This is a genomic window from Pantoea sp. GM_Pan_3, assembly GCF_026541045.1.
GTDB classification, from domain to species: Bacteria; Pseudomonadota; Gammaproteobacteria; order Enterobacterales; family Enterobacteriaceae; genus Pantoea; species Pantoea anthophila.
On record NZ_JALNVA010000001.1, the window covers coordinates 1,249,278 to 1,275,279 of the forward strand.

At 59.3% G+C, this 26,002-nt stretch carries 21 protein-coding genes; all 21 read right to left on the bottom strand.

Features of this window, described 5'->3' with window-relative positions; all coding sequences use genetic code 11:
• Positions 1 to 2: 2 nt before the first annotated feature.
• Positions 3 to 2,546: a type VI secretion system tip protein TssI/VgrG gene (gene tssI / locus OXR04_RS05905; RefSeq protein WP_267369444.1), complete on the bottom strand. Its 2,544-nt coding sequence runs from the start codon at positions 2,544 to 2,546 to the stop codon at positions 3 to 5.
• A gap of 16 nt (positions 2,547 to 2,562) precedes the next feature.
• Positions 2,563 to 4,065 carry a serine/threonine protein kinase gene (locus OXR04_RS05910; RefSeq protein WP_267369445.1) on the bottom strand — a complete coding sequence of 501 codons (1,503 nt, stop codon included), beginning with the start codon at positions 4,063 to 4,065 and terminating at the stop codon, positions 2,563 to 2,565.
• 27 nt (positions 4,066 to 4,092) lie between these two features.
• Positions 4,093 to 6,702, bottom strand: coding sequence for a type VI secretion system ATPase TssH (gene tssH, locus OXR04_RS05915; RefSeq protein WP_267369446.1), 2,610 nt, complete (start codon positions 6,700 to 6,702; stop codon positions 4,093 to 4,095).
• Positions 6,703 to 6,756: 54 nt separating this feature from the next.
• Positions 6,757 to 7,803 carry a type VI secretion system baseplate subunit TssG gene (gene tssG / locus OXR04_RS05920; RefSeq protein WP_009090735.1) on the bottom strand — a complete coding sequence of 349 codons (1,047 nt, stop codon included), beginning with the start codon at positions 7,801 to 7,803 and terminating at the stop codon, positions 6,757 to 6,759.
• Positions 7,800 to 9,671, bottom strand: a complete 1,872-nt coding sequence (tssF, locus tag OXR04_RS05925; RefSeq protein WP_140924117.1) for a type VI secretion system baseplate subunit TssF — start codon at positions 9,669 to 9,671, stop codon at positions 7,800 to 7,802. The genes tssG and tssF overlap by 4 nt, the downstream gene beginning before the upstream one ends.
• Before the next feature lie 2 nt (positions 9,672 to 9,673).
• Positions 9,674 to 10,249, bottom strand: a complete 576-nt coding sequence (gene tssE / locus OXR04_RS05930; protein ID WP_267369447.1) for a type VI secretion system baseplate subunit TssE — start codon at positions 10,247 to 10,249, stop codon at positions 9,674 to 9,676.
• A complete protein-coding gene (locus tag OXR04_RS05935) occupies positions 10,239 to 11,066 on the bottom strand; it encodes a type VI secretion system accessory protein TagJ (RefSeq protein ID WP_267369448.1) in 828 nt (275 codons plus the stop codon). Before OXR04_RS05935 ends, tssE begins: the two co-directional genes overlap by 11 nt.
• A 16-nt stretch (positions 11,067 to 11,082) precedes the next feature.
• Positions 11,083 to 12,063 (bottom strand): hypothetical protein, encoded by a 981-nt coding sequence (locus OXR04_RS05940; protein WP_267369449.1) that lies wholly within the window; start codon positions 12,061 to 12,063, stop codon positions 11,083 to 11,085.
• 10 nt (positions 12,064 to 12,073) lie between these two features.
• The gene (locus OXR04_RS05945) at positions 12,074 to 12,865 is read right to left on the bottom strand and encodes a protein phosphatase 2C domain-containing protein (RefSeq protein WP_046101647.1); all 792 of its coding nucleotides are present in this window, start codon (positions 12,863 to 12,865) and stop codon (positions 12,074 to 12,076) included.
• Complete coding sequence (gene tagH, locus OXR04_RS05950; RefSeq protein ID WP_267369450.1) at positions 12,862 to 14,733, bottom strand: type VI secretion system-associated FHA domain protein TagH; 1,872 nt, start codon at positions 14,731 to 14,733, stop codon at positions 12,862 to 12,864. The genes OXR04_RS05945 and tagH overlap by 4 nt, the downstream gene beginning before the upstream one ends.
• Positions 14,734 to 15,046: 313 nt before the next feature.
• Complete coding sequence (locus tag OXR04_RS05955) at positions 15,047 to 15,421, bottom strand: hypothetical protein (RefSeq protein ID WP_140028378.1); 375 nt, start codon at positions 15,419 to 15,421, stop codon at positions 15,047 to 15,049.
• Positions 15,422 to 15,447: 26 nt separating this feature from the next.
• Positions 15,448 to 15,822 (bottom strand): T6SS amidase immunity protein Tai4 family protein, encoded by a 375-nt coding sequence (locus tag OXR04_RS05960; protein WP_058958464.1) that lies wholly within the window; start codon positions 15,820 to 15,822, stop codon positions 15,448 to 15,450.
• A 160-nt stretch (positions 15,823 to 15,982) separates the two neighbouring features.
• Positions 15,983 to 16,417, bottom strand: a complete 435-nt coding sequence (locus OXR04_RS05965; RefSeq protein ID WP_267369451.1) for a hypothetical protein — start codon at positions 16,415 to 16,417, stop codon at positions 15,983 to 15,985.
• Positions 16,418 to 16,431: 14 nt separating this feature from the next.
• On the bottom strand, positions 16,432 to 16,827 hold the full coding sequence (locus OXR04_RS05970; protein WP_267369452.1) for a lysozyme inhibitor LprI family protein: 396 nt from the start codon (positions 16,825 to 16,827) through the stop codon (positions 16,432 to 16,434).
• Between the two features lie 16 nt (positions 16,828 to 16,843).
• A complete protein-coding gene (locus OXR04_RS05975; RefSeq protein WP_267369453.1) occupies positions 16,844 to 17,257 on the bottom strand; it encodes a hypothetical protein in 414 nt (137 codons plus the stop codon).
• Between the two features lie 97 nt (positions 17,258 to 17,354).
• Positions 17,355 to 17,837: a type VI secretion system tube protein Hcp gene (locus OXR04_RS05980; RefSeq protein ID WP_009090751.1), complete on the bottom strand. Its 483-nt coding sequence runs from the start codon at positions 17,835 to 17,837 to the stop codon at positions 17,355 to 17,357.
• 661 nt (positions 17,838 to 18,498) lie between these two features.
• Positions 18,499 to 19,998, bottom strand: coding sequence for a type VI secretion system contractile sheath large subunit (gene tssC, locus OXR04_RS05985; protein ID WP_267369454.1), 1,500 nt, complete (start codon positions 19,996 to 19,998; stop codon positions 18,499 to 18,501).
• Positions 19,995 to 20,528, bottom strand: a complete 534-nt coding sequence (gene tssB, locus OXR04_RS05990; protein WP_009090754.1) for a type VI secretion system contractile sheath small subunit — start codon at positions 20,526 to 20,528, stop codon at positions 19,995 to 19,997. Before tssB ends, tssC begins: the two co-directional genes overlap by 4 nt.
• A 79-nt stretch (positions 20,529 to 20,607) precedes the next feature.
• Positions 20,608 to 21,630 (bottom strand): type VI secretion system protein TssA, encoded by a 1,023-nt coding sequence (gene tssA, locus OXR04_RS05995; protein ID WP_267369455.1) that lies wholly within the window; start codon positions 21,628 to 21,630, stop codon positions 20,608 to 20,610.
• A gap of 10 nt (positions 21,631 to 21,640) precedes the next feature.
• Positions 21,641 to 22,357 carry a type VI secretion system-associated protein TagF gene (tagF, locus tag OXR04_RS06000; protein ID WP_009090756.1) on the bottom strand — a complete coding sequence of 239 codons (717 nt, stop codon included), beginning with the start codon at positions 22,355 to 22,357 and terminating at the stop codon, positions 21,641 to 21,643.
• Between the two features lie 14 nt (positions 22,358 to 22,371).
• Positions 22,372 to 26,001 carry a type VI secretion system membrane subunit TssM gene (tssM, locus tag OXR04_RS06005; RefSeq protein ID WP_009090757.1) on the bottom strand — a complete coding sequence of 1,210 codons (3,630 nt, stop codon included), beginning with the start codon at positions 25,999 to 26,001 and terminating at the stop codon, positions 22,372 to 22,374.
• Position 26,002: the final 1 nt, after the last annotated feature.

Below are 26,002 nucleotides of genomic sequence, written 5' to 3' on the forward strand. Positions count from 1 at the left end.
AATTAACCTTTGAAATCCAGACAATCGTTAACCCTATTGAGCCAGCCATTAAGATTAGGTAAGTTTTTAGGATCAGATATAGTCAGGTTAGTATAATATTGCTTTCTGATTTCAGCAATGCTATTGGTTAGCTTACTTGAATCCTCAACACTATTCATAGCAGAAATCGTATCAGGCCCAATTACACCATCAACCTTCACATTTTTTCCATATTGGCTATTTAGCAGTTTTTGAATCTGCTTTCCTGCCCCACCAGATGTAATGCTCCAGTCATAGGACATCAAAGCTAATTTAGGATCTTTAATGTCATTAAAACCACTTGGGTCCCAGTACCTTTTCTTATAAATAACTTCAGCCTGTTCTGGAGTAATTTTCTTCAGATTTTCTAATGTCGGCTCAACCCCTAAATCTTCTTTTGAGTATTTTTTCCATGTATTCCATGCAATGCCATGATTTGTTGGACCACCCTTATCAGATGCACGATTTGCATAGCCGCCTTCATGCCTTAATATTATTGGAGAAATCCTGGAAAAATTATCACCGTTTTTTAGTGTCGGCGCCCCTTTCGCCGGTGCCGCCGCAGCCTTTGGCGCAGCGGGTGCCGCCTGCCCTTTCTGCTTCGGCGGGAAAAGGTTCTCTACGGCCTGGCTGATGTTCTGTTTATGACCTGAACCCGGGGCGCTTGTGCCCGGTTTAGCGCCATCTGTGTTCAGGTTCAGTTTGCCGCCAGATGTGGTGATATGCCCATCGCCCTGCACGAAAATATTGAATCCCTTGCCGACGATATTTATCTGGCCATTCGCGTTAAGTTCGATAGCGCTCTCTCCGCATTCCAGGCGAAGTTGAGTGCCCGATCCCACTACATAGGTATCGACTACCGCATCAAGTTTACCCTTACCGGTCAGCCGCTCTTCGCCACCTTTCACGCCGTGGATACGGTTGGTTTCGACACGGTAAAGCTCATTGCCACCTGCGTAATGGCTGTGATTATTAGCGACTGAATGGCTGGCGTCATTTTTAACATGGGTATCCATGTTCTTCTGCGCCTGGATCCAGAGGTGCTCTTCACCCGCCTTGTCCTCAAACCTCAGCGCGTTCGCGGTGTCCGCCGTGCCATCCTTCGACCGGCTCAGGAACCCCATCTGCGTCGCTGCCGCCGGCAGCGCCCACGGCGGCATGCTCGCCTCGTTGTACACCCGACCAATGATCAGCGGACGATCCGGGTCACCGTTGATGAAGTCCACCACCACTTCGTCGTTCACGCGCGGGATCTGCACCCCGCCAAATCCCTGACCGGCCCAGGCGCTGGAGACGCGCACCCAGCAGGAGCTGGTGTCGTCGCCCTTCGCCAGCCGGTCCCAGTGAAACTTCACCTTCACCCGCCCGTAGCGGTCCGTCCAGATGGACTCCCCCTTCGGCCCCACCACCTTCGCCGTCTGCGGGCCGTGCGTCTTCGGCCACGGCGTCTCCGGCGGCGTGCGCCACGTCACCGACGACGGCAGCACCGTGAAGTCAATGTTGTGCCGGCTCTCCCCGCCGTCGCCGCTGGCGTAGGGGTTCTCGGCGAAGTCATAGGTTGCCGAGGTCACCAGGTATTCGCCGTTGTCGCTGAAGTGCGGCGCGTTGAGCACCGAGAAGGTGTACCCCGGCGCGATGCCGGTGGCCGTGCCCGACCCGCTGACGCGGTGGTGCTCCGCCTGCCACACCTCCTGGCGGATGCGCGCGTAGGACTCGCCGTGGCTGTGGTCCACAAAGTGTCCCGGCCAGTCGTAGACGTCCACCGCGCCCGGCACCGGCGACGCCGGGTTCTGCCGCGCCTGCAGCATCCACGCGTTCGGCTTGCGGAAGTCGTAGTCGTCGGTGCTGTACATCCCCGGCGTCACGCTCTCCGACAGCGACCACTGGCTGATGCCCTCCTCCGTCACCACGCCGCCGGAAGGCGTGACGTGGTAGGCGATAGTCTCATAGCCCGGAAACGCCTGATGCTGGTCCGGCGCGTCGCACAGCACCAGCGTGTGCCTGTCCGCCTCGTGGCGGAAGAAGTAGTACATCCCCTCCAGCTCCATCAGGCGGCTGATGAAGTCCAGGCTGCTCTCCTGATACTGCACGCAGTACTCCCACACCCGGTAGCTGCCCGCCAGCCGCGTCTCGACGCTCACCCCGTACTCCTTCAGCAGCGTCTGCACTATCTGCGGCACCGTCTGGCTCTGGAAGATGCGCAGGTTGCGGTCCCGCTTCATCGGCCACAGGTCCGGCTCCACCGTGAGTTCATAGCACGCGTAGCGCGTGCCGTTCAGCTCCTGGCTGCGCACCGCCACCCGGGTGATTTTACCGTTGAGGTAGCGCGGGCTCAGCGCGCTCATCAGGCCGTCGGTGGGCAGCGTGAACGTCACCGGCTGGCCCAGCAGGGCGTGGCGGTCGATGCGCGCGTCGGTGGAGAGCAGCTCGGCGGTGAGCACAAACGGGTGCGACAGCGCCTCGGTGCCTTTCAGCGTGTGGAACAGCAGGCCGTCCGCCGGCAGCTGTGCAGTAATGCGTGAGAACATAAGTAATCCCTGACTATTAACTGTGTGGATCAAGCAACCAGACGCCTTCTTCGCTGATGTTCAGCGTCTGCTGGCGGGTGCCGCTCTGGCCACTGATGGCAAAGGTGTAGTTGCCCGGCGCCAGCTGCAGCGTGGCAAAGCCATTGACCGCAGGCACCAGCGCCTGCGGCTGACCGTTCACCTGAACCCGTTCGCCCTGCTGCAGGCGAATGTAGACCTGCGCCACCGGGGCGGCTGGCGGTGCCGGTTGAGGATCGGGTTCACGTGCGGCGGTCTGCGCTGGCGCGGTTGTCTGAGCCGGGGTGCTGGCAACGCTATCCGGCGGGGTCTCAGCCTGCGTCGGTGGCGCAGCCACCGGCTGATTAACCGGCGCGACGGTGACGGCAGGCGCGCTGTTTTGCGCGGTCTCCGCCGGGGCCGTCTGTTCATCACCACGCGACATCAGCAGACCGGCGCACAGCCCGACCAGCACGCCCGCGGCCACCAGGCCCGGCAGGGCAAAGCGGTGGCCCAGCAGCGTTTTCAGTCGCGAGTCGGGGCTGACCGCCTCCTCTTCTTCGATCGGCACCAGCATGGTACCTGGCCCGCTCATTTTTGCGCTGAGCAGCGGCTCCGGTTCACGTTCCGGCAGCGCCATCAGCGCCGCAAAGTCATCAATGCTCTGCGGACGATCTTCCGGTTTCAGCGCCAGCGCACGATCGACAGCGCTGAGCAGTGCAGAGGAATACCCCGCCAGACGACGCTGCACCAGCGGCTGGTAGTTATCTTCGATACTGCGCACCACGCTCACCGGCGGCGGCGCGCCTGTGATCAGCGTATGCAGCACCGCGCCCAGCGCGTAGATATCGGTCCATGCGCCCTGCTCGCTCTCATCGTTGTCGCTGTACTGCTCAATCGGCGCATAGCCGGGGCGCAGCATCGTCTCGCTTTCATCGGAGAGGTTGCCGATGGTTTTACGCGCTGACCCGAAGTCCAGCAGGATAGGCTCACCGCTGCTCTGGATCTGGATGTTATCCAGCGAGATGTCACGGTGCAGATAGCCCGCTTCATGGATGGTTTTAATCGCCCCCAGCAGCGGCGGCAGCAGGCGACGAATCCAGGCCTCATTCACCGACTGCGGATTACGTTCGCGGAAGTTCGAGAGCGTGGTACCGCTATAGAACACCGTGCCCATGTAGGCGGTGTCGTTCTGCACCCAGAACCGCAGCACGTGCAGCAGGTTGGGATGATTGAAGCGGGCCAGCAGCCGCGCCTCCTGGATAAAGCTGTTCAGCCCGGCGTGAAAGGTTTTGCTGAAACGCTCACTGCGCAGCACCAGGTTGAGATCATCGCTGCGCACCGCCAGCGAGGCGGGCATGAACTCTTTGATGGCGATATCGCGTTCCAGCTGGTGGTCCCAGGCGCGATAGACGATGCCAAAGCCGCCACCGCCGATGACCTCTTTAATCTCAAACTCATTGAAGCGGTAACCCAGCGGCAGGGCGTTGGGGACATTCAGGGGTTGATCATGTTCCGACATATTCGAAAATTCTCTGATGACTAGGCTTTAAACAGCGAACTGGCAGACAAATTCGCCCTGCTCACAGCGCACGGCAACGCGGCGATAGCGTTCATCGCGGGCGTGGGCGCTGAGCAGTATCTGGCTCATCTGCGGTAACAGCGTGTTGGTGAGGATGGCGTCGACCATGCGTCCGCCCGACTCCACTTCGGTGCAGCGCTGCACGATCTGATTCACCACCGACTCGTCGATCTCCGCCTCAATGCCGTGATTGTCGGCGAGACGACGCACAATGCGCGCCAGCTGCAGCCGCACGATCTCCGCCAGCATGTCATCGCTGAGCGGGTAGTACGGCACCACCAGCAGACGACCCAGCAGCGCAGGCGGGAACACCTCCAGCAGCGGTTTACGCAGGGCGGCGCTGAGGGCGTCGGGATCGGGCATCAGTTCCGGATCGGCACACATCGCGCTGATCAACTGCGTGCCGACATTCGAGGTCAGAATGATGATGGTATTGCGGAAGTCGATGTGACGCCCTTCGCCATCCTCCATCCAGCCCTTGTCGAACACCTGGAAGAAGAGCTCATGCACATCGGGATGGGCTTTCTCAATCTCATCCAGCAGCACCACACTGTAGGGGCGACGGCGCACCGCTTCGGTCAGCACGCCACCTTCGCCGTAACCCACATAGCCCGGCGGGGCCCCTTTCAGTGTCGAAACGGTGTGCGCCTCCTGAAACTCGCTCATATTAATGGTGATGATGTTCTGCTCGCCGCCATACAGCGACTCGGCGAGCGCCAGCGCGGTCTCAGTTTTACCCACGCCCGACGGCCCGCACAGCATAAAGACGCCCGCCGGTTTGTTGGGGTTGTCGAGGCGGGCGCGCGTGGTGCGAACCCGCTTCGCGATCAGATCCAGACCGTGACGCTGACCGATAACGCGCTGGTTCAGGGTGTCCGCCAGATTGAGTACGGCGTCGATCTCATTCTTCACCATCCGGCCCAGCGGAATGCCGGTCCAGTCAGAGACCACAGCGGCGACCACGCCCGCATCGACGGCGGCGAAGAGCAGCGGCGTGTCACCCTGCAGCGCAGTCAGCTGCTGCTGTGTGGCATCGCGCTGTTCACGCAGCGCCGCATCCTCTTCGGTGGCACAGCGGGCGCGCAGCGCAATCAGCGTCTCGACCAGTTCGCGCTCCTGCAGCCAGCGCTGTTGCAGCGCATCATGTTCCGCTTCCAGCGCCGCACGCTCTCCGGCAATCGCCTGCTGGCGGGTCACATCACCGAGGCCGACGCGGATTTCACGTTCCACAATCTCCGCTTCAATCTCCAGCGCGGCCAGACGGTGCAGACAATCCTCCAGTGCCGCGGGCTGCGCGCCCTGACTGACCGCCACGCGCGCACAGGCCGTATCCAGCAGCGCCACGGCTTTATCAGGTAACTGACGCGCCGGGATGTAGCGATGCGAGAGTTTCACCGCTGCGCTGACCGCATCATCCAGCAGCAGCACCCGGTGATGCTTCTCCAGTGCGCTGACGGTGCTGCGCAGCATCAGAATCGCTCTGGCCTCATCTGGCTCCTGCACCTGCACGGTCTGGAAGCGTCGGGTCAGCGCCGGATCTTTCTCGATATACTTTTTATATTCCGCCCAGGTGGTCGCGCCGATGGTGCGCAGCTGGCCACGCGCCAGCGCCGGTTTCAGCAGGTTGGCGGCGTCGCCGGTGCCCTGCTGCCCCCCCGCGCCGACCAGGGTGTGGATCTCATCCACAAACAGCACAATCGGCGTCGGGCTGGACTGCACCTCGTTGATCAGTGCCTGCAGGCGCGCCTCAAACTCCCCTTTCATCCCGGCACCGGCCTGCAGCAGACCGATATCCAGCAGCCAGAGCTGCACGTCACGCAGCGGCGCAGGCACATCGCCCGCCGCGATGCGCAGGGCAAGGCCCTCGACCACCGCCGTTTTGCCGACGCCCGCTTCGCCGGTCAGCAGCGGGTTGTTCTGGCGGCGACGCATCAGGATATCGACCATCTGGCGGATCTCCTCATCACGCCCGGTCACCGGATCGATACTTCCCGCACGGGCGCGTGCCGTGAGGTCCTGGCCATACTGCGCCAGCGTGCTGCCGCTGGCGGCTGGCGGTGCGCCTGCGGCATCCTGCGGTGCGCTCAGCGCCTGCTGCGCTTCTTTGCTGTTGCCGAGCAGCGTGTCGAACTCCGCCAGCAGGGCATCGACGTTAATCCGGGCAAACTGACCGGAAATGCCTTTCAGCACGCTGGCGAGGTTAAAGGTTTTGAGGATGCCGATGAGCAGATGACCGCCGCGAATGCGGGTTGCGCCATATTTCAGTGAGGCGTAAACCCACGCCCGCTCAACGGCGCTGTCGATATGCTCAGAGAGGTCAGAGACAGCACTGGCACCGCGCGGCAGGCGATCCAGCGCAGCGACGATGTCCTGAGTCAGGGCCTTTTCATCCAGTGAAAAATGTGTGATGACCTGCTGTAAGTCGCCATCCTGCTGCTGCATCAGCTGATGCAGCCAGTGCACCAGTTCAACATAGGGATTGCCGCGCAATTTGCAAAAGGCGGTGGCGCTTTCCAGCGAGGTAAATAACAGCGTATCCAGTTTGCCGAACAGGACGGCACGGCTGATTTCTGACATAGGGGACTCTCTTCAATGAAAGACGCAGGCTGTGTAACAGGGAAAGCGGCTGGGCTAGCGCGAGGCAGCCTCAACCTCAAATATAAAATCTTCGCGATCCTGCGGCTGCGGCATCTGCCCCAGCCAGCTGGTGTAACCAAGCCGGGCACCGCCACCCAGAGCCACGCCCCCGACCTCGTCTGCGGCGAGGATCAGACTGAGATCCCACTGCATTTCGATGCCGAGGTAGTGACGTACCCAGTCGCGCACTTCGCGCGCGCCGGGGGCATCGGGCAGGAAATGGGCATACTGCGCGGCGCTGAGCGGCCCCAGATGGAGGCGGAAACGGTGCTGCACGTCGCGTACCGCCACGCCGAGAAAAGCAGAGGCACCCAGCCGGGGCATATGGCGTCCCGCACCCAGCCGGGCCTGATCGCGGCTGTCCAGCGTAAGCCAGTGCGGCAGGTTCTGCGTCAGCCTGACCGGCACGCCGAAATAGTGCTGCAGAATGCGCACCAGCCCCTCGGCGTCGTGACCGTGACGGCTGAGATGCCCCACCAGCATCAGCCGCGCATGCAGGCTGAGTGAGCTGGCCTGCTGCTGGGCCGGCAACCCGATGCCGGCGAGGCAGGCAAGATAGTTCAGAAAGCGACTGTCGTCGGGCCGATCCAGGGAGACCGTCGGCTGCGCATCCGCCCAGGCGCGATAGAACAGCAGCGTGGCGCGATGATGAAACAGGTCAGCAAATGCCGACAGGCTGTGATCCTGATGATGCACAATCCGTTCGTGTACATATTCGGTCAGATGGGTTGGCAGCGGACCATTGGGTCCAAACAGACCAAAGCTGTAAATCGAGAGATCGTGGCGTCCCGTCTCCTCCCGCGGCGCGGCGCTGGCGACGGTAGAGGGAGCAAACGCCAGTGACGGCGTCTGCCCGATGCGCACCGCTTCAAACTTCGGCAGCGGCGCACGGCCCAGCGGATAACGCTGCCCGCCCTGCGCATCCAGCCGCCGCAGCAGCTGGAACAGATCGTAGCGCCACGGCGCGGCCATCACCTTCTGCCAGAAATCGTCCGGCAGGCGGGTCAGTCGTGGCAGCGTAATGACTTTTTCGCCACTCATATCAGCGCCTTCCGGCCCATGCGCGGCGGCCAGTAGCCGACTTCGCCGCGCTGCTGGCTGTTGAGGGTGAACTCGGTGAAGCTGTTCAGCGCCACAAGGCGGCTGCAGACCCGCTCCAGTACGCTGCCGAGCAGCCACGGGCTGGCACCCGAAAACGCCTGCTCATCCACCTCCAGCGTGATACTGACACCACGCGCAAACACCACCGGGCCTGGCTCCGGCACGCGGCGGTTAACGGCGCTGAGCGTGCAGTGGCGGATGCCGTCAATCTGGCGGGCAACCGGTGCTTCCGCCAGGTTGGCGTAGAGACTTAACAGCTGACGCAGCGCCGCCGCGCCCTCTCCGTCGCTGCTGTCCATCAGGCTGAGGTAGTTCATCTGCAGATGGCTGATCAGCCGCCAGGCGGAAAGCCCCTCAGCCAGGGCCGGACGCGGCGGCGTCGGGCCTTTGCACAGCTTCAGCTCCGCCACCGGAATGGAGTCCGGCATGACGAAGTTGCCCTGATCCTGCTGCAGCATCAGCGGCAGATCGCGGCTGGTACACATCACTTCGGCGGAGAGATAGCGCATCTCATCGCGCCACGGCGCGTGATGCTCATCCACCAGCGAGAGAAAGAGTTCTGAACCGATGTAGCCGGTGCGGGTGCCATAGCGCTGCGCCTGTTCAGACAGGGTGCGCTGCTCGCGGCGCAGCGAGAAGTAGGCGCCATAGTCGCCCTGATCGCCACTGAAGGTGCTCCAGAAGGGGCGGAAAACCTGCTCTTCACGCTTGCCCTCAATGGTGGCGAACAGGCGCTGCACCGAATGCACTTCATAATCCAGCGGCCGGATATTATCCACCACCAGGTGATATTCGTGCTGACTGTCGCTGACCTTCAGACGCTCTGCCGTTTTCGGGAACAGGTTGATGACCGGGGTGCAGTGCAGCGCCAGGTGGCTGTGATCGACCACGCTCTCCAGCCCACTGTCTGCCTTGTCGAGCAGAATGATGATGTCGAATGCCTGGGCGCTGTCGCAGCGGCGCAGAAACGGCGCGAGCTGGTTCAGGCTGATAAACTGGAAGCGCGCCGGGAACGCGAAATATTCCTGCAACAGACGATAGCCGTCGAAGTTGCGCAGATCGTCCGGCAACAGCGCCTGCTCCGGCGCGAACCCTTCCTGTTGCAGGGCATCATCTGAAAGCACCTGACGCTGAGGGTGTTTCTCAACGGACTGCAGCACGATGCCCACCCGGTGCGCCATCAGCAGCTCAAGCAGTTTCAGGGCCTGAATATCCGGGCCGCTGAGAAACAGCATCAGGTCATCCACGTTCAGCTGACTCAGCGAGGAGATCCCCTCACAGCTGATGCGGATGCGCAGTGCACTGGCTGCCCCCAGGCCGCTGAGTTTCAGCTCCCCCGTGGGCAGATCGCCGGGCACCCCGCCAAGCGTGACTTCGCTGATGCGCAGCGGATGCAGCATCACATCCTGGGCGGTGGTATAGCTGCAGGTGACGCCGGTTTTTTTCAGGTTCTGGCTTTCCATCATGGTGCCACGCGGCACATGGAATCCCTGGGTGATGTCCCCTTTCCGGCTGTCCGGGGTCAGCTGGGCGATCGCCATCGACGGCGTCGGCGACAGATAGGAAGGCGCAATCATCTCCAGCAGACGCTGCGAGAAGCGCGGAAACTCCGCATCCATCTTCAGCTGCACGCGGGAGGTCAAAAAGGCGAATCCCTCCATCAGCCGTTCGACGTAGGGGTCCGCCACGTCGATGCCGCGCATGCCCAGACGTCCCGCCACTTTGGGATAGCGCGCCGCAAACTCCGCCCCCATCTCACGCAGATAGGCCAGTTCGCGGTTGTAGTAGTCGAGCAGATTGCTGTCCATGATTACCCTGCATCCTGAAGTTCGAAATGGCCGCTCTCCAGATCAACCTGGGTGCGGAACAGAAACGCCAGCGGATAAGGCACACACCAGAGCCGCCCTTTGATTTCAATCGACAGCACGTTGTGCAGGCTGAGCGAACTGAGATCGCTCACGCAGCGCACCTGCAGGCCCTGCGGCAGAATGCGCGGTTCGAAGTGGAGAATGGCGTTGGTCATTTTGCGCTGGATATCCTGCCACTCGATATCGGAGACATTCTGTCCGGCCAGGGGGGCCACGCCGAAATTCCAGACCGAGCGCTGCACCTGATCAAAGCCGCTGAGATCCTGCTGCGCTTCGTTATTGATGGTATTAAACAGCCACTGCAGATCGCGCAGAACGTGGCGGCGCAGCGTGCTGTGCGTAATCAGCATGCTGTTCTCCGCCTCCTGCTGCTTCTCCGGCGCGTTGTCGGTGAGACGATCCAGCAGCGAGGATTGCAGTTTGTCGCGGGACGTTAACGCATCGCGCTTTTTGCGCGCGTGAAAGCCGCCATGCAGCTGGGCATAGCCGTCATTCTGCCCGCCTGAATCATGACTCATCAGCACTCTCAACGTTATCAAACAGGACCTGCTGCAGACTCAGCAGCGAAAACTCTGCGCTGTCGGTGAGCCACATTTTCTGCCCCTGACCGATGAACTGATCCGGATCGTCGCCCAGCGGCTGCCATTCGGTGGCACCGGCACGCAGAAAACGTTCTTCCGCCCCCGCCAGCAGCGGATAGCGCACCGGGATCTGGCACACCTGCTCACTGCCATCAATCAGCTGCACCCGCGTATGACGCCACACCAGATCGGTGACGCTGGCGGGCGCCTGAAACTGCATTTCACGGATCGCCGCGAACGGGATCCAGTAGTAACGGCCCTGACTGATGACTTCACACACCGGCCCGAAGCGGCTGTCGCCATCCATCAGCCAGCTGAAGGCCGAAGGCTGATCCTGCTGAGTGGCGCTGCCGGGATTCGCGGCAGCGAGTTCGAGTGCTTCAGCACGCAGTGCAGAGCCGCGTGCAGCATCGCCCTCTGCCTCCGCCTGCAGTGCGGTCAGCAGCGTGTCGCACCAGTGCCAGGCACTGCCGGGCAGCACTGGCTGCGCCTCGCCACGCAGCACGGCGTCGCGCTGCAGCTCACCGGCAATGGCCTGCTGCAAAAGATTCACCGTCGGCTGCGCCTGCGGACTTAACGCCAGCCAGGATTGAAGCTGGGTCTGCGCCCGCGACCAGTTGCCTGCCAGGCAGAGCAGCTGCACAAACGCGGCCCGCAGGTCAGCGCTGGCCGGAGAGGCCTGGATCTGGCGGGTAACATCAGCCAGCGCTTCGCTCAGCGAGGCATTGGCCAGACGATGCTGTAAGGTATCCATGCAAACTCCTTTTGCGTCAGTTGAGGGTGCGATAGACCGCAGCGGCCGGATCTTTCAGTTCAGGATGCAGCTTTTCCACCAGCTTCACGCTCAGCGCCGCATTGCCGCTAATCCACGGCGACCAGACTTTGCGCACCTCCTGCAGACGTGCCGCGAACGCGCTCTCATCCGCGGCTTCGCTGACCGGCATCTGCACGACGACCTGCGGGCTGGCCTGCCAGCCGTTAAACCGGTTGCTGAACGGCAGTATCAGCCAGCTTTCCGGTGATTTTTCGTTGCTCAGCACCATGCGCTCGCTGTTAACCGTGGTGATGTGCAGTTCGGTGGTCGACGACTGGTTGCTCAGCCCCATGATCGGGAAGCCCTGCAGGAAGGTCACACCCACCTGCGCCGTCGCGCCGTTACCCTGCTGCGTCAGGCTGCTGTGTCCGCTGAGCCAGCCATCCGACCCGCAGACCAGCCCCTGCTTTGCCGGAACAAACAGCGCGCTACCCTGAGCCGGGTGTTGCCACCAGGTGCGGAAATGGCAGCCATCCAGCAGACTGAACTGCAGCCACGGCGAGGTGTCGGCCTGCGCGGCGTTGACCAGCGGATCGGCAGGCACGGCGGCGGCCGTGGCGGCCGATGTCGCAGGCGGTGTTGCAGGCGGCGTAACCACGGTTTTCCACTGCTGCACTCTGGCGGCGCTGCCGGTCGCGATTTCACTGCCCTGCGCGTCGGTGAGTTGCCAGTGCAGCTGTTGCAGCGGTTTACACTGGGACGCCATCAATCCGGCAACGCGCGGCAGGAAGGTTTTCAGCACCGCCGGGTCTTTTTCACCCAGCGTGACGATCCGCAGAGAGATCGTGCTGTTACACCAGCTCGACAGCTGATTGTTTTTTACGTTATCGATCCAGACATCCAGTTTCTGTGCCGGGGACTGGACGATGCGATAGTTTTCAGCATAAGCGTGCGTGCTGAGCAGCAGCGCTGCCAGACCCAGTAATCCATATTTCATGTTGGCGTTCTCAATCTCGCAGAGGGAAGAACTGCGCCGCTTCAGAGAGCGAGTGCAGCAAAGTGGTGTCCTGAGGTGACCCAATCCAGACGGCCAGCGCACTGAAGTTATCCTGCTGTCCGGCATCCGGCTGGTCGTTTTTAATGATCTGCTGCATCAGCGTCAGCCACTCTTCCGGCGTATTCACCATGTGCAGCGACTGCTGCATCTGCTCCAGCGACACGCCGTGCCAGAAACCGTCGGTGCAGAGCAGAAAGGCATCGCCATCTTCGATCTCCACCACGTCGCTGTAGCTGGCGTCGCGCTGCTCATCACCCATTCCCAGCGCAAAATAGAGCAGATTGCTGTTGATCCCTTCGGTACGGTGTCCGGCATCCTTCATCTGCTGCACCAGACTGTGATCGGTGGTGACCAGATAGAGATAACCGCGCCGGAACAGATAGAGGCGGCTGTCCCCGGCGTGGGCCCAACAGGCCAGATGGTAGTCCCGGTCGATAAACAGGCTGACCATCGTGGTCCCCATCCGGCTGTGTTCACTGCTGACTTTCTGCTGCTGACGAATGGCGTGGTTGGCGTGATTGACATAGCGGCGAATCGACTGCGCATCAAGATGCGCATTGCCATCAAAGGCCTCCAGCAGGCTGCTGCGGGCGATCGACGCGGCAATCTCGCCGCCGGGGAATCCCGCCACGCCATCACACACGACAAAGCAGGCGGAGCGCTTGCCGATCACATCACCGATTTGGTCCTGGTTACTGGCGCGATCGCCCTGATTCGACGTCGAGGCAATAGTGATATTCATGCGTCATCCGTGTGGGTTTGTGAGTCTTTGTACTGATTGACTTCCAGGTCATAGGCGTGCAGGAATGCTTCGCCAAACAGGGTGTGAAAATCGTCCTCGATTTCGCCCGCCGTCTCGCCGTAACGCTCAACAAAATGTTCCCACAGGGCGGCTTTGCGGCTGCCCGGCAGGCCGATACGTGACACCGATCCCGCCTGGCGCGCCTCCTCCTCCAGCTGTTCCGGATTAAAGGATTGCAGCATGGAGGCGATGATGGCGCGGATCCCGGCGATCATCCCCAGCTGGTGGGCCTGCAGGTCGATCAGCGCATCGCGCACGGCCTGACGCGGCGGCATAAAGCCCGGCATCCGGCTGCCGAACATCTGCATCAGGACGGTCTTGCCTGACGGCAGCAGCTTGAACGGGTTGTTAGCGTCGTCGAGGATCACCGTCATGTCGGCCTTGACGCCGCGCTTGAGGATCGAACGCGATGAGAGCAGCGCGACCGTCCCCTGCGAGAACATACTGAGCATCTGACCAAACTGCAGCATCTGTTCCCGGTCAAACTGGGGCGTCGGCTGCAGGTCACGCAGACCCATCCCTTCCAGCAGCGCATCCAGCAGTTCCCCCTTCAGGGCGTCGCCGCTGTTCTGGCCGGCGGTCGACGGCTGTTCCGTGGCGGCAGGCTGATATCCCGAGGCGACCGGATCGATACGCAGCCGCCCTTTTGGCGTCGGTGAAGGAGCGCGCTGTACGGCCTGCGGCGTGGGCAGCGTAATCCCGCCATACTCATTTTGCGGCGTGACCGCGTCGGGCTGAGCGGCGTCTTCATCTTCGATCAGGGGCGTCTGCCCCGGCGCTTCAGGGTGAGGCTGGCTATCTGCTGCCTGCTGAGGTGGTGGTGCGTCACTGAACAGCATCGAAAAATCCTGCGCCTCCGGCGTGGCAGGCACCGCTTCCGGCGGACGTCCGGTCGCCGGTTTCACGCTGGCCGGGGCTTCCGGGGGCACATGCAGGGTGGCCGGTTTCGCGGTCTGCGACTCCGGCTGTGCCAGCGGCACCGCGTTGCCCATCATCAGTCCCAGCGGATCGTCATGGTTGCGCGCATCTGTGCTGCTTTCACCCTCAAACAGGCTCAGCGGGTCCAGTTCAGCGGCGGGCTTTTCAGCCTGAGGTGCCGCCGTCTTCGGCTGAGCAGAGAGCGTGCTTGGCGTTCTGTCGTCAAAAATGCTTTCCCGGGCGAACAGCGCATCGCCTTCATCAAACAGGCTGCTGTTTTTAGGCTGCTGACCAAAATCGAGCGGCGCGTCATTAGCCAGCTGGGAAAGCGGATCTTCCGGGTTACGTTCCGGCGCGGCAGGCGCGGTCAGCGGATGTGCCTCCGGCAGTTCCGGCGCGGCTTTGCGCTTAGAAAGATCGTCCGAGATGGAAAACTCTTTCGCCAGGCTGTCCCAGATTTCGCTGGGAATGGCCGCCGTCGCGGTTTTTTCCACCGGCGGCTCAGGCACTACCGACGCAGGGAGCACCGGCTCAGGGCGCGGAGCCGTCCTCTCCGTCTGCGGCGGCTGCGCACTGTTGAGGTCACTGACCCGCAGCTGATAATCATCAATACCCAGAATGTCCCCATCCTGCAGCTCGACCTGACGGCCACGCTCAAGCGGAATATCGTTGAGCAGCACCCGCGTCACATTGCCACGGTTGGTCAGGCGGCATTCACCGCTGGCGGTGATATGCACAATCGCCTGCAGTCGGGAGAGTGTTCGGTCGTCATCTGGCAGGACCAGATTGTTGTCCACGCCGCGACCAATGGTGCCGCCGGGCGGAAAGAAGTCACAATGGGTCTGCGGCGGCTGTTGGCCCGGTTTAGTCGTTATTATCGTAAAGCGCATAACGGATTCCTGCGGTTAGCGGTTCGGCATCTATAGTGCGCACCTCTCAGGGAAAGGTGCGGGGTATAGGGAGCAATGAGATATTACGGGCGATGGGTGAATATCAATGCGACGCCTTGTGGTACGAAGCCGGTTCAGATTGATCAAAAGTGAACGTTGCAGGGTGTCATATGAAAACAGATCAGCAACTGGACCGTTTTCAGCGAAAGCGAACCCGACTAGTGTAATAAGTAACGCTGAACATCATATGGAAGAGATAACTCTGCTACGAAAATCCCGGTCAGAATTACGTTTAAACCTTCCTTTCCCGACGTTATTTCATGGTCCCAACATCGTGAGCGATAACCTTATCCCTCTTCGTCACTATGTAGTCCCAGAGGTCCTCACCTTTGGTGCTGGGGTAGAATGCGTAGTTAAACGTTCTGTTGCTGAACTCATAGCCCTTAAAGTCGCAAACGTCAGGACAGTGCGTGTTGATCGTTTTCCCCTTAAGCACGATAAAGGAGCCATCTTTAAGGCTTACCGATTTGAGCAAGACCTTATCGCAGGTCAGATTTCCTTCTTCACAACCATACGTTATCTGCGCGTTGAAATGCTTACCTTCAAAACTGAACGTTGTCTTAGCAAACGCCATAAGAGGCAAAGAGATCAGAACAAAAAACCCCAGAAACACCTTCTTAATCTTCATGTTATTCAGCTCCTCCTCATTCTCTTTTAGTCTGGCTCATGTGAAGCTGAGTACTTTCTGTAAACCGTTTCTGCGTCCTGACTTTGCGAGAGCAGTGTGCATTTCAACATTCTGAAGTTTCCAGCGATCGAACCGGTCAGGTCCATCTTAAGATAATCATCAATTAACCTGTCGCCTTCACTGAAGGCGTCAACAGGGAGATGGCTTGCTTCCAGCCAGGCTGAGGCACTTTTAAAGGCATCATCAGTAAACGCCTTATCAGAAGAAACTTTCCCTGCACATCGATTCAACAGCCAGTTACTGAAAATCTGCGGTTGCGTATAGGCGTCTGTTGCAGGTGGCGATATCGCCAGGGCGGCATGCGATATGACCAGAGCAAATAACAGGAACGGTTTTTTCATTTCAGCACCCAGGGGGAAGCGTCACAGGAAATAACTTTCAATCTCAGCGCCCCTTCAGGATAAGAGGCACAAAAAAATGCGCTCCACCCTAATATCCTTTTACGGGCATCGCTTCAGCCATTCTCAGCACAACGAATTTCGACTCAAATTCTGCAGGCAACTAAGCACAGATGATTAAAAGAAATGGCGCCAGATAACAAAACCCATCCCACCGCCCATCATTAAGACACCCGTCAGCATATTTAAATGATGAAGGCGGACCAGCCAGCCAATTTTCATCTTCAGGCAGCGACTGAATGAACCTGTATGTTTCACGGCTTACCGGCTGATGCCTGCTGCTATTCATCCGCACGCCTTTATAGAGGCGAGCAAACCAGGAAATCTTCAAAGGGTGAAAAGATGAACCTAAAAAGGAGCTGGTCTGAGTGAGTATATCCAGTTGCAGATTCCGCTTACGAAATTCACTTATCAATGCATCATAGTCTCTGGCATGACGCCTGAAGATGATATAACCGACAAGCTGTAACGGGATTGAGATTAAGAATGCACACACTGATAAAAAAATAAGTACATCAGAAAAAGGTATCGTGTTCATTTTCCGGCACCCATTCAGTAAGGCAATTTCCTGAGAAGGTCAGTACGCCCTTTATCAATACGGATAACACAGAGGTTGATTGCCACCGCACTGGCATTACTTTTCTCTTCAGCGGCAAAGGCTTCAAGTCTGCATTGACCATCACGATATTTAAGCCAGTTACGCTGTGTATCGACCATAACAGCGACATACTTATCCGCCACTTTTTTCTGCGCGCCGTACAGCTGAAAAATGCGTTTTTTTGCCGTCTGGTACTCCCTGTTCAGCTCCTCTTCTGCCAGCTTTTTCTGCTGAACAGTACACTGATACAACGCACCCTCTGAAGGCTGTTTTACACAGATATCATCCGCAAGTGCTGAAGCACTGATGAAAAGAGAGGCTGCGGCAAAAACGCACTTAAAGAGCTTCACAGGTATCCTGCAACATCTAGTTGAGCACATAAATAAATATGGACATAAAGAAAACCCAGGCAAAAGTCATGCAGAACGTAAACTGATAAAGATGAAGCGTCTTCTCCATCCACGCCACATTTTCCTGATGTTGTTGCTGCACGAAGTCATAGGCTCTGATGCTAACCTTTTCCGTTTGAGAAAAGCGCATCTTGCGCCCTTTTCTGAGATTCATGAAAAAAGCGATTTTCTGATAGTTAGCATAAAAACCCAGGTTATTTGCAAATTTCGTTGTCAGATCTAACTGCAAGCCAGCCTTCTGATAGCGGTCAATAAAATCCTGATAAGCCCCCTGATGAGCTTTAAAATAGCAGGCAGCATAGATATGCATAACGATGACTAACGCAGATAAAAATAAACAGCCATACATGAAAAAATCATACAAACTCATAAAATCTTATCCGTCATTGCAGGTCGATGAGTTTGCCTTCATTAAACGCATGTCAGTTCCTGCTTTTAAAATACGCCCCTGGCAGGGGCGTACCTGATTACGCTTCTTTGTTGCCTTTAATGTCCCAGCCGGCGCTGCTTTCTGCGCCCTTGCCGCCGGAAGCACTCTGCTCCCAGTACTGCTGCTTCACTTTAGAAGCCTGGAAGGAGTAGGTCATGCCCAGCGTATCGCCGTTGTCAGAACCGTTGTAATTAACGGTGGTCACCAGCACATCTTCCAGAGTAATGCGTGCATACTCAACCTGAGTCCCACCCGCTTTACAGATAGAGAGTTCAACTTTAGCGAGATGCTTACCGCTGGCACAGTTCTTCAGCAGTGCCGTGGTCGATTTGTCGATCAGGGCGTTAACGTGCAGGTCGTTAAAGTTAACTTTACCGGCACCGCCGCCGCCGCCAACAGACATGTTGCCTGGCTGAGAGGCACCCCATGAGAAAGAGGTGATATCGGTCCAGCCAGTGTGGTTAGAGTCTTTAGACTCGCCGGTGACACCGTCAACCTTCATAAACATATCAATAGCCATTATCTTTCACTCTTTATTGGTTGAGATTATTGCTTTCAAAAAAGCAAGGATATGGCAAAAAGAAAAGCATGGGGCTGAATAAAACAGTCCATATTTTACCTTTGCCTTGCTTCTGAAATAGCGTCATTAACGCTATTTCAGACTTCTTGCTGCCCGTTTTTTAAATCGGACAAATACTTTTATTTCTCGCTTGTTCATAGCGAAATCTGACATGCGAATTAATGTTCTTCCATTCGCCTGAGATTGCAGCCGGCCATTCTGTAGACAGTAATATCATGCAAAGTTTATAGTAGCGGGCCTGTCAATTGCTCAAAAAAGGAATGAGCGTAAAGAAAATCATCTTACTTTTCCTGGCCATATTAATGTCACTACTTTCGCTTTATTCGATCACTGATCTTATCGGGTCGCTATATCTCATTTCTCGCTATGAGCATTTCAACGCCTGTTCACTCGGATTGATTGCCGGTAAAGCCGTTTTCATCGCAGTTTGCTTCGCGGTGACTTTTATACTGGTAAAAATCGTACGCAGACGCACTCAGTCTGAAAAAGACCGGGCATAGCATTGCACACCAGGCTCAGGCAAACATCCGGTTAATAGCCTCATCAGCAGGGAAGCGCGCGATGCGGGTTCAGACTCCAGCATCGCGCCCCTTTTCACCCTTTAGGCGTTGTCATTTTTCAGTGACGGCAGCTTAGAAACCAGACGCAGTGACACCGTCAGTCCTTCCAGCTGGTAGTGCGGACGCAGGAAGAACTTCGCAGCGTAATAGCCTGGATTATCCTCCTGCTCTTCCACATTGACCTCAGCCGCCGCCAGTGGCTTACGTGATTTGGTCTCCTGAGAAGAGTTAGCCGGATCGCCATCGACGTAGTTCATCACCCAGTCGTTCAGCCAGCGCTCCATCTCATCGCGCTCGCGGAAGGAGCCGATCTTGTCACGCACGATGCACTTCAGGTAGTGCGCGAAGCGGCAGCAGGCAAACAGGTAAGGCAGGCGCGCCGCCAGACGGGCATTGGCCGTGGCATCCGCATCGTGATACTCCGTCGGCTTCTGCAGTGACTGCGCACCGATAAAGGCGGCGAAGTCAGAGTTTTTGCGATGCACCAACGGCATAAAGCCGTTTTTCGCCAGCTCCGCTTCGCGGCGATCGCTGATGGCGATTTCGGTCGGACACTTCATGTCCACGCCGCCGTCATCACTTGGGAAGGTGTGGCACGGCAGGTTTTCAACCGCCCCGCCTGACTCCACGCCGCGAATCGCGGTGCACCAGCCATACTCTTTGAACGAACGGTTGATGTTGGCTGCCATCGCGTAGGCGGCGTTGCTCCACGCGTAGTTGCTGTGATCGGAACCGTCGGTCTGCTCTTCAAAATCGAAGCTGTCGACCGGATTGGTGCGGATGCCGTACGGCAGACGCGACAGGAAGCGCGGCATCACCAGCCCCAGATAACGGGCATCTTCCGATTCACGCAGACTGCGCCAGGCGGCATATTCGGTGTTCTGGAAGATCTTGGAGAGGTCACGTGGATTCGCCAGCTCCTGCCAGGACTCCATCTGCATCACTTCCGGCGCGGTACCGGTAATAAACGGACAGTGCGCTGCCGCTCCGATACGTGCCATCTCACCCAGCAGCTCAACATCCTGCGGACTGTGATCGAAATAGTAGTCACCTACCAGACAGCCAAACGGCTCGCCGCCGAACTGACCATACTCCTGCTCATAAATCTTCTTGAACAGCGGGCTCTGGTCCCAGCCAGCGCCTTTGTAGCGCTTCAGGGAGCGGCCCAGCTCCTGTTTGGAGATGCTCATGAAGCGGATTTTCAGCATCTCGTCGGTTTCGGTGTTGTTCACCAGGTAGCTCAGGCCACGCCAGGCACTCTCCAGCGACTGAAAATCCGGATGGTGAATAATCTTGTTTACCTGCTGCGACAGCTTTTCATCAATCTCCGCGATTAGTGCCTGGATGGTGCGATAGGCATCGCTGGAGACGGTCACGGTATTTTCCAGCGCCTGCTGCGCCAGGGTTTTTACCGCGCTTTCCACGGCAGCGCGCGCCTGATCGCTTTTCGGCCGGAACTCTTTGTTCAGCAGCGCGCTGAACTCATCCTGACTGAAGCTGGCCGCGCCCTGGGACTGCGGCTGTTGTGAAGTCTGGGTCATGCTTTAGGCTCCTCTGCGTCAGTGGTGTCACCCTGCTTTGGCAGATGGGTCAGGGCCTGTAACAGCGTCGGGTCCTGCAGCACTTTACCAATCAGCTCTTCCGCGCCGTTTTTGCCATCCATGTAGGTCAGCAGGTTGGCCAGCTGGGTACGTGCTTCCAGCAATTTGCTCAGCGGCTCGACGTTACGGGCCACGGCATCCGGCGAGAAGTCATCCATGCTGTCAAAAGTCAGATCAATGTTCAGTTTGCCTTCGCCGTTCAGGGTGTTATCCACCTGGAAAGCGGCGCGCGGCTTCAGGGCTTTCATGCGCTCATCGAAGTTATCGATGTCGATCTCAAGGAATTTACGCTCGTCGATGCCCGGTTGCGGCTCCAGCGGTTTACCCACCAGATCCGCCAGCACGCCCATCACAAACGGCAGCTGAATTTTGCGTTCCGCGCCATAAATTTCCACGTCATATTCAATCTGAACGCGAGGCGCGCGATTGCGGGCAATAAACTTCTGCCCACTGGATTTGCTTGTTGCCATGGTTTTCTCCATTAATGATGCGCGGATAAAGTGTCACAGCAGGCGCGCAGGTCCCGCTGTGTGAGTGCGTTATGTCTGCTTAATCGCGACGGCCGAAAATGGTTTCCAGCTGATGCACCCCATCAGGGGCCAGTTCACGAATGATCTCCAGAAAGTCGCGTTCGATTAAACGCTGAACCCGGTCGATCATCAGCGGTGCCGGATGGCTCGGCTCGTGCTGGGTAAAATAGAGCTTTACCTTTTCCAGCATCAGCTGAGCGTCGGCGCGGGAGCCAATCTGCACACTGCGCCAGTCAGTCGCCGCACGGGGTGCCGCCGGTGCAGGCGCTGCCGCGGTTTCAGCCGGCTGTTCCGTCGCCGCTGCCGTGGGGACCAGGGCGCTGAGGTCGGTGGCCGCGCCGCGCTCGGCGATCAGTGCAATCTGCCTGCGCAGCTGCGTCAGTTCCGGCACGGCGGCGTCGCCCAGCCGTTCGGCCACGGTTTCGCAGATGGTCTGCAGCCGCTCATGAATCTGCAGCACCGCCTCAATGCCGGGCTGATCGCCCCGCGCCAGTTCGTCGATCAGACGCGGCAGGCCACCCGGATAGTCAGCCACCTCTGTCTTGCTGCCGTCGCACAGCGCAGCGGCATCGCGCAGCGTGATCCCATCGGAGGGGTAGCGCAGCAGCCAGCTCTGGCGCACCGCGCTGCTCAGGGGCGACTTATCACCCAGCAGCGCCAGCGCGTTGATGCGGTAGAAAGGATCCTGTTCGCCATACTCTTCCAGCCGCGGCCACAGCGGCTCCCAGTAAAGCAGTAAGGCCTGCTCAATCAGTTTCAGGCCCTGTGCGTAGCCCGGCAGCCCTTTCAGCTCGGTCCAGGCTTGAGTCAGCGCCAGCATCACCCGCAGATCTTTGCTGCGTTCCAGCAGCGCGATCGCCAGTTTCTCCACTTTGTTCCAGTCCGCCGGTTCCGCCGGAATGATCGTGCTGCCGAACTGCTGCTCCGCTTTACCGGCGCTGGCCTGCTCCATCGCCTGAAAATCGGCGTGATACTCCAGGTTATCCCCACCGGGATTGTCGTCGCTGACCGGTGCCAGCAAAGCCTCAATATTGGTCGTCATGCGTGTCGCCTCAGGATTCAAACATCGGGGGATAAAGTCCGTTTCGTCCCGGCTTTGCCCCACCGGCCGGATCAAACAGCAGGGAAAAAAGCTGGGCGGTGAAGTTACCGCTGTGCACCTGGGTATAAAGCGGAAACCCGTCGCTCTGGTTCGTCCACCAGAAGCTGGTGTAGAACTGCGGGTCAAAGTTCTCGCCCGGCAGCGTCCAGTTCAGCGTCGAAGGGGTGTCGCCATGCCCGATCACGTTGAGAATGTCTGACGATTCGTCTGACGCCTGAGGAGGCTGCGGCTGCGGGATACTGAGCAGCGCCTGATCCAGCTGTTCCGGTGAGCCGCCGCCCTGCACCACCCGCAGCAGTGTATTGCCCACCTGCTGATACCACTCACCGGAACGCGCCAGCAGCGCGGGTGACCACTCGGCCGGGGTGAAATGACGCAGCGCACAGAGCGGGTAGTTACGCCCCACGCTGTCACGCGCGGCAATCAGGCAGCCCATCTGGATGAGCTGGCTGCCGAGCATCGGGGGAACCACAAAGTTCCACACCGGCGCGTTGAGAAACGGCCGTGAAGGCGCGTTATCGCCTTCCTGATTGCTCTGCCAGTGGTGGAGCCCCACCTGAAACCAGCTGGACCACTGGCGATAGAGCACGTCCGGAAAGCGGCGCTTTACAAAGTCACCCGCGCTGGGCAGTTTGCCGTACCAGCAGGGTGCAGCGTATTGAGTCATTGTCGGATCCTGTTTCAGGGGCAGCTAAAGCCGGGAAGCTGGAACGGGTTACGAATGCTGCCAGGGGTAAACGACAGCGTCACCTGATGGCCTTCCACGCTGAACGTTGCTTCGCGGGTCAGTCCGCCAGCCGCGGTCACCCGGGCACGGTCGAAGAAGCGATTGAGCGCCCACGGGCCGCTGGTGACCAGGGTGGACGTGGTGCCGTTGGTCAGACCGAGCTGCATCCGCACCTGGCTGGTGCCGCCGGGACCCGGCCAGCTGACCAGCTGAACCGCCTGCGGGCCGTGGCTGTAACGCAGAATCTGTCCATCCACATCCAGCGTCAGGTTAAGAATATCGTTGTCCATCCTGACGGTGCGCAGCGTCACGCGGAAGCCTGGGGTGGTTGCGCCGTTGGCAAAGAAGGCATCGCGAATCGACTGCGCCTGCTGGAAGGGACGCAGCAGGGCTTCGCCGCCTGGCAGGGTTTTACCGTCGATGCCCGGCGTAAAGCGCCAGGCTGCGCGGGTGGTGTCCACCTTGCTCGCCAGGTTGTCACGGAAGAAGCTGTCCATCATGCCGCTGCCTGGCGCAAACATGCGGGCCAGGTCGTCAGGGGTTACCTCGCTGCGCGCAGAGCGCACCAGCGGATAGCGACCGGCAATCGCCTGACGGCAGAAGCTGCCGACCTCCATGGTGATGCGTTTGCGGACGTTATCCATGTCGCGACGCTGAGCATCGCTGCTGGCCCCCACGGCCATGCTGGAAACCATGTTCTGCAGCGACCCCGGCAGGCGACCGGCGCTGGCCTGCAGACGGCTGATCGCATCGCTGGCCGGTGGCGGCATCCCGCTGTTGGCGGCATCCTGCACCGCCGTGAGGTAACGATAAAGGTCGTCAATCTGATGCAGGAAATCATCGACTGCCAGCACCTTGCTGCCCTGCTGTAACGGCTGCGCCAGCTCCAGAATCGGCGCAAAGTGCAGCGCCACAGCCTGCTCCGGTGCGGCCTGCGCGGCAGCCTGGCCCCGCGCGGCGCTGGCGTCGGGCGAGGTAAACAGCGCTTCCAGCGTACGGGTGGCGCTGTTATCTGATGGCTGCTGCGGCTGCGCGGTTTTCTCATCAGGCTGTGCCCGGTTCAGCGTCAGCAGTTTACTGAGGTTGATGACCATCTGGCGCAGCGGTGAGTGATTGCCTGAGAGCAGGCGCGCCGTGTTGATACGCTGTGACAGATCGGCGCTGCTGTTGAGCTGGATATCGCTGAGGAACTGCTCCCACTGGCGGATATAGTCCTGCACATAGAGCTGGCGCACCGCGAGGTCGATCTCCTCGCTTTTCTGCTGCGGCGCGGCCCCATCCAGCACCCAGAGATCGTCCTTATAGAGCGCCTGCGTCACCGGCGCGATCTGCTTATCCACCTGCTGCCAGTAGCCGTCCGGCGTGTAGAGCCCCTCTACCCCGTCGTTGACCGACTTGCCGCTTTTGCGTGAAAACACCAGCTCGCTCTGCGGCCCACCCAGCGCCGACAGCGTGACCGGCTGTAGCGTGCCGTTGCGCTGCAGCAGCCGCTTCAGTCGGCCATAGACCCGCTGTGAGAGCGGCATCTGGTTAATCAGCGTCTGTTCGCGCCTGACCAGCGCCTCATCCTTCGCGTAAGGCGACGACTGGATCTGCGTCTCCAGCAGCTGTTGCAGATGCCACGCCAGCTGTTTGACCTGCTGCTGGGTGACGTTCTGCGGCAGTTCGCGGGAGAGGTTAAGCATCAGCCACGCCTGCAGGAACTTGCCATCGTAATGCTTTGGCTGGTAGAGCATCTGATACGCCTTCAGCGCCTCATAGCTGTAGTCAGCGTCGCTGCCATTGTCATTGCGCAGCCAGCGGGTGATGTTCTGTGCCACCTGCGGCAACAGCAGCTGCTTCAGCGCTTTGTCATAGAGCGCCCGGGTTGCATCGCTGACCTCGGTGCCGCGATAGAGCCCCATACGGCGCGTCAGCGGTGGCGAGTCGAGCGAGAAGTCGGCGCTCTCCGGCAGGTGCAACAGGGTGTTGAGATAGGGCACCAGCGCAAACAGATCGCCATTGACCTGCTGCTGTAGCCGATCGCCCAGCTGCTCCACCTGCGGCGTTTTGGCAGCCATCTCCTGCAGATAGGCTTTGTTTTTGCTGTAGCTGGTGAGCCACAGCGCGCCAGCCACCAGTAACAGCACCAGCAGGGCCAGATAGCCCGACCACAGACCGGCGCGGTTGCGCAGCTCCCACCAGCGGTTGCTGCCCGCCAGGCCAGACTCCTGGAAAATCACATTTTCCAGTACCCCTTTCAGGAAGAAGCTCTGCCCTTTGTTCTGCGGGATCGGCGCCTCTTTATCGACATGGTCCCAGCTTCCCGACTCACCCGCCTGCTGGTTCGGCAGATTGAGTGCGCGGTTCAGCTCCCCCATCACCCGGTCAAACGGCAGACCTTCCTGGGTGCCGCTGGCAAAATAGATGCCGCGCGGGGCGAACTGGGTTTCAAAATCAGAGCGGGCAAACAGCGTGTCGAGCGCCTCTGCCAGCACCGGACGCAGTGCCGCAAACTCCTGCGGGAACAGATAGCTCTCGGCCCGCGCCTGCGCATCGCTCTCCGTCAGCAGCCGATCCGCCAGCCCCGCTTCCAGCCGCTGCTGCAGCAGGGAGTACTCCTGCTGAAACTGGTTATTCAGCTCAAAATCGGCGGCGGAAGCCTGCGCCCACGGGAAGGTGAACCCCCACACCTGTTCACGCTGCGCTTTATCCAGCGCGGCAAAGTAGCTGCGGAACCCTTTGAGCAGGTCCGCCTTGGTCACCAGCACATAGACCGGGAAGCGGATGCCGAGACGGTCATGCAGCTCCATCAGGCGCTGACGCAAAGCCAGCGCCTGGTTGCGCAGCGCTTCAGGCGACTGGGTCAGCAGATCGGAGACGCTGAGGGTGACGACCACGCCGTTGATCGGCTGACGCCCGCGATATTTGCGCAGGAGTCCGAGAAAGTGGTGCCATTCGCTGGCGTCGCGCTCCTGCTGACTCTCCTGGGTGCTGTAACGCCCCGCCGTGTCGAGCAGAACAGCTTCATTGGTAAACCACCAGTCGCAGTTGCGTGTGCCGCCAATCCCGCGCAGCGCCGACTTCCCGAACTTATCCGCCAGCGGAAACTGCAGGCCGGAGTTGACCAGCGCGGTGGTTTTACCGGCACCGGGTGCGCCGATAATCATGTACCACGGCAGCTGGTAGAGATACTGGCGGCCAAAGCGCTGCGCCCAGAACGGTGTCCCTTTGCTGCTGTGACGCTGGAAGTGCGCCTTTTTCAGCATCTCTGTGGCTTCTGAGAAGCGCCCTGCCAGCACCTGCTCTTCGCTGGTCAGCCGCTGCCGGTCCGCTTCCGGGGCGTCACTCTTACCGGTTTCCAGGCTCGACATCAGTTTGCGGTTAAGCCAGAAGTTATAGAACCGCGGGATCGCCTGCCCCAGGCCCCACACCAGATAGAGCAGCGCAATACTGATGATGCGATTCTGCTCCGGCTCAAGCGGACGCGAGTCCACGATAGAGAAGACCGGGCCGATGACCCAGATGATAAAAGAGAGCGCGGTGATGCCGACAAAGCCCCACGCAAGGCGGCTGGTCAGTACCGCAAACAGGATATTCAGCATG

Bases quoted from the DNA above. Each gene is read 5' to 3' on its own strand.
- tssI (WP_267369444.1), bottom strand. From the start codon at position 2,546: ATGTTCTCACGCATTACTGCACAGCTGCCGGCGGACGGCCTGCTGTTC.
- OXR04_RS05910 (WP_267369445.1), bottom strand. From the start codon at position 4,065: ATGTCGGAACATGATCAACCCCTGAATGTCCCCAACGCCCTGCCGCTG.
- tssH (WP_267369446.1), bottom strand. From the start codon at position 6,702: ATGTCAGAAATCAGCCGTGCCGTCCTGTTCGGCAAACTGGATACGCTG.
- tssG (WP_009090735.1), bottom strand. From the start codon at position 7,803: ATGAGTGGCGAAAAAGTCATTACGCTGCCACGACTGACCCGCCTGCCG.
- tssF (WP_140924117.1), bottom strand. From the start codon at position 9,671: ATGGACAGCAATCTGCTCGACTACTACAACCGCGAACTGGCCTATCTG.
- tssE (WP_267369447.1), bottom strand. From the start codon at position 10,249: ATGAGTCATGATTCAGGCGGGCAGAATGACGGCTATGCCCAGCTGCAT.
- OXR04_RS05935 (WP_267369448.1), bottom strand. From the start codon at position 11,066: ATGGATACCTTACAGCATCGTCTGGCCAATGCCTCGCTGAGCGAAGCG.
- OXR04_RS05940 (WP_267369449.1), bottom strand. From the start codon at position 12,063: ATGAAATATGGATTACTGGGTCTGGCAGCGCTGCTGCTCAGCACGCAC.
- OXR04_RS05945 (WP_046101647.1), bottom strand. From the start codon at position 12,865: ATGAATATCACTATTGCCTCGACGTCGAATCAGGGCGATCGCGCCAGT.
- tagH (WP_267369450.1), bottom strand. From the start codon at position 14,733: ATGCGCTTTACGATAATAACGACTAAACCGGGCCAACAGCCGCCGCAG.
- OXR04_RS05955 (WP_140028378.1), bottom strand. From the start codon at position 15,421: ATGAAGATTAAGAAGGTGTTTCTGGGGTTTTTTGTTCTGATCTCTTTG.
- OXR04_RS05960 (WP_058958464.1), bottom strand. From the start codon at position 15,822: ATGAAAAAACCGTTCCTGTTATTTGCTCTGGTCATATCGCATGCCGCC.
- OXR04_RS05965 (WP_267369451.1), bottom strand. From the start codon at position 16,417: ATGAACACGATACCTTTTTCTGATGTACTTATTTTTTTATCAGTGTGT.
- OXR04_RS05975 (WP_267369453.1), bottom strand. From the start codon at position 17,257: ATGAGTTTGTATGATTTTTTCATGTATGGCTGTTTATTTTTATCTGCG.
- OXR04_RS05980 (WP_009090751.1), bottom strand. From the start codon at position 17,837: ATGGCTATTGATATGTTTATGAAGGTTGACGGTGTCACCGGCGAGTCT.
- tssC (WP_267369454.1), bottom strand. From the start codon at position 19,998: ATGACCCAGACTTCACAACAGCCGCAGTCCCAGGGCGCGGCCAGCTTC.
- tssB (WP_009090754.1), bottom strand. From the start codon at position 20,528: ATGGCAACAAGCAAATCCAGTGGGCAGAAGTTTATTGCCCGCAATCGC.
- tssA (WP_267369455.1), bottom strand. From the start codon at position 21,630: ATGACGACCAATATTGAGGCTTTGCTGGCACCGGTCAGCGACGACAAT.
- tagF (WP_009090756.1), bottom strand. From the start codon at position 22,357: ATGACTCAATACGCTGCACCCTGCTGGTACGGCAAACTGCCCAGCGCG.
- tssM (WP_009090757.1), bottom strand. From the start codon at position 26,001: ATGCTGAATATCCTGTTTGCGGTACTGACCAGCCGCCTTGCGTGGGGC.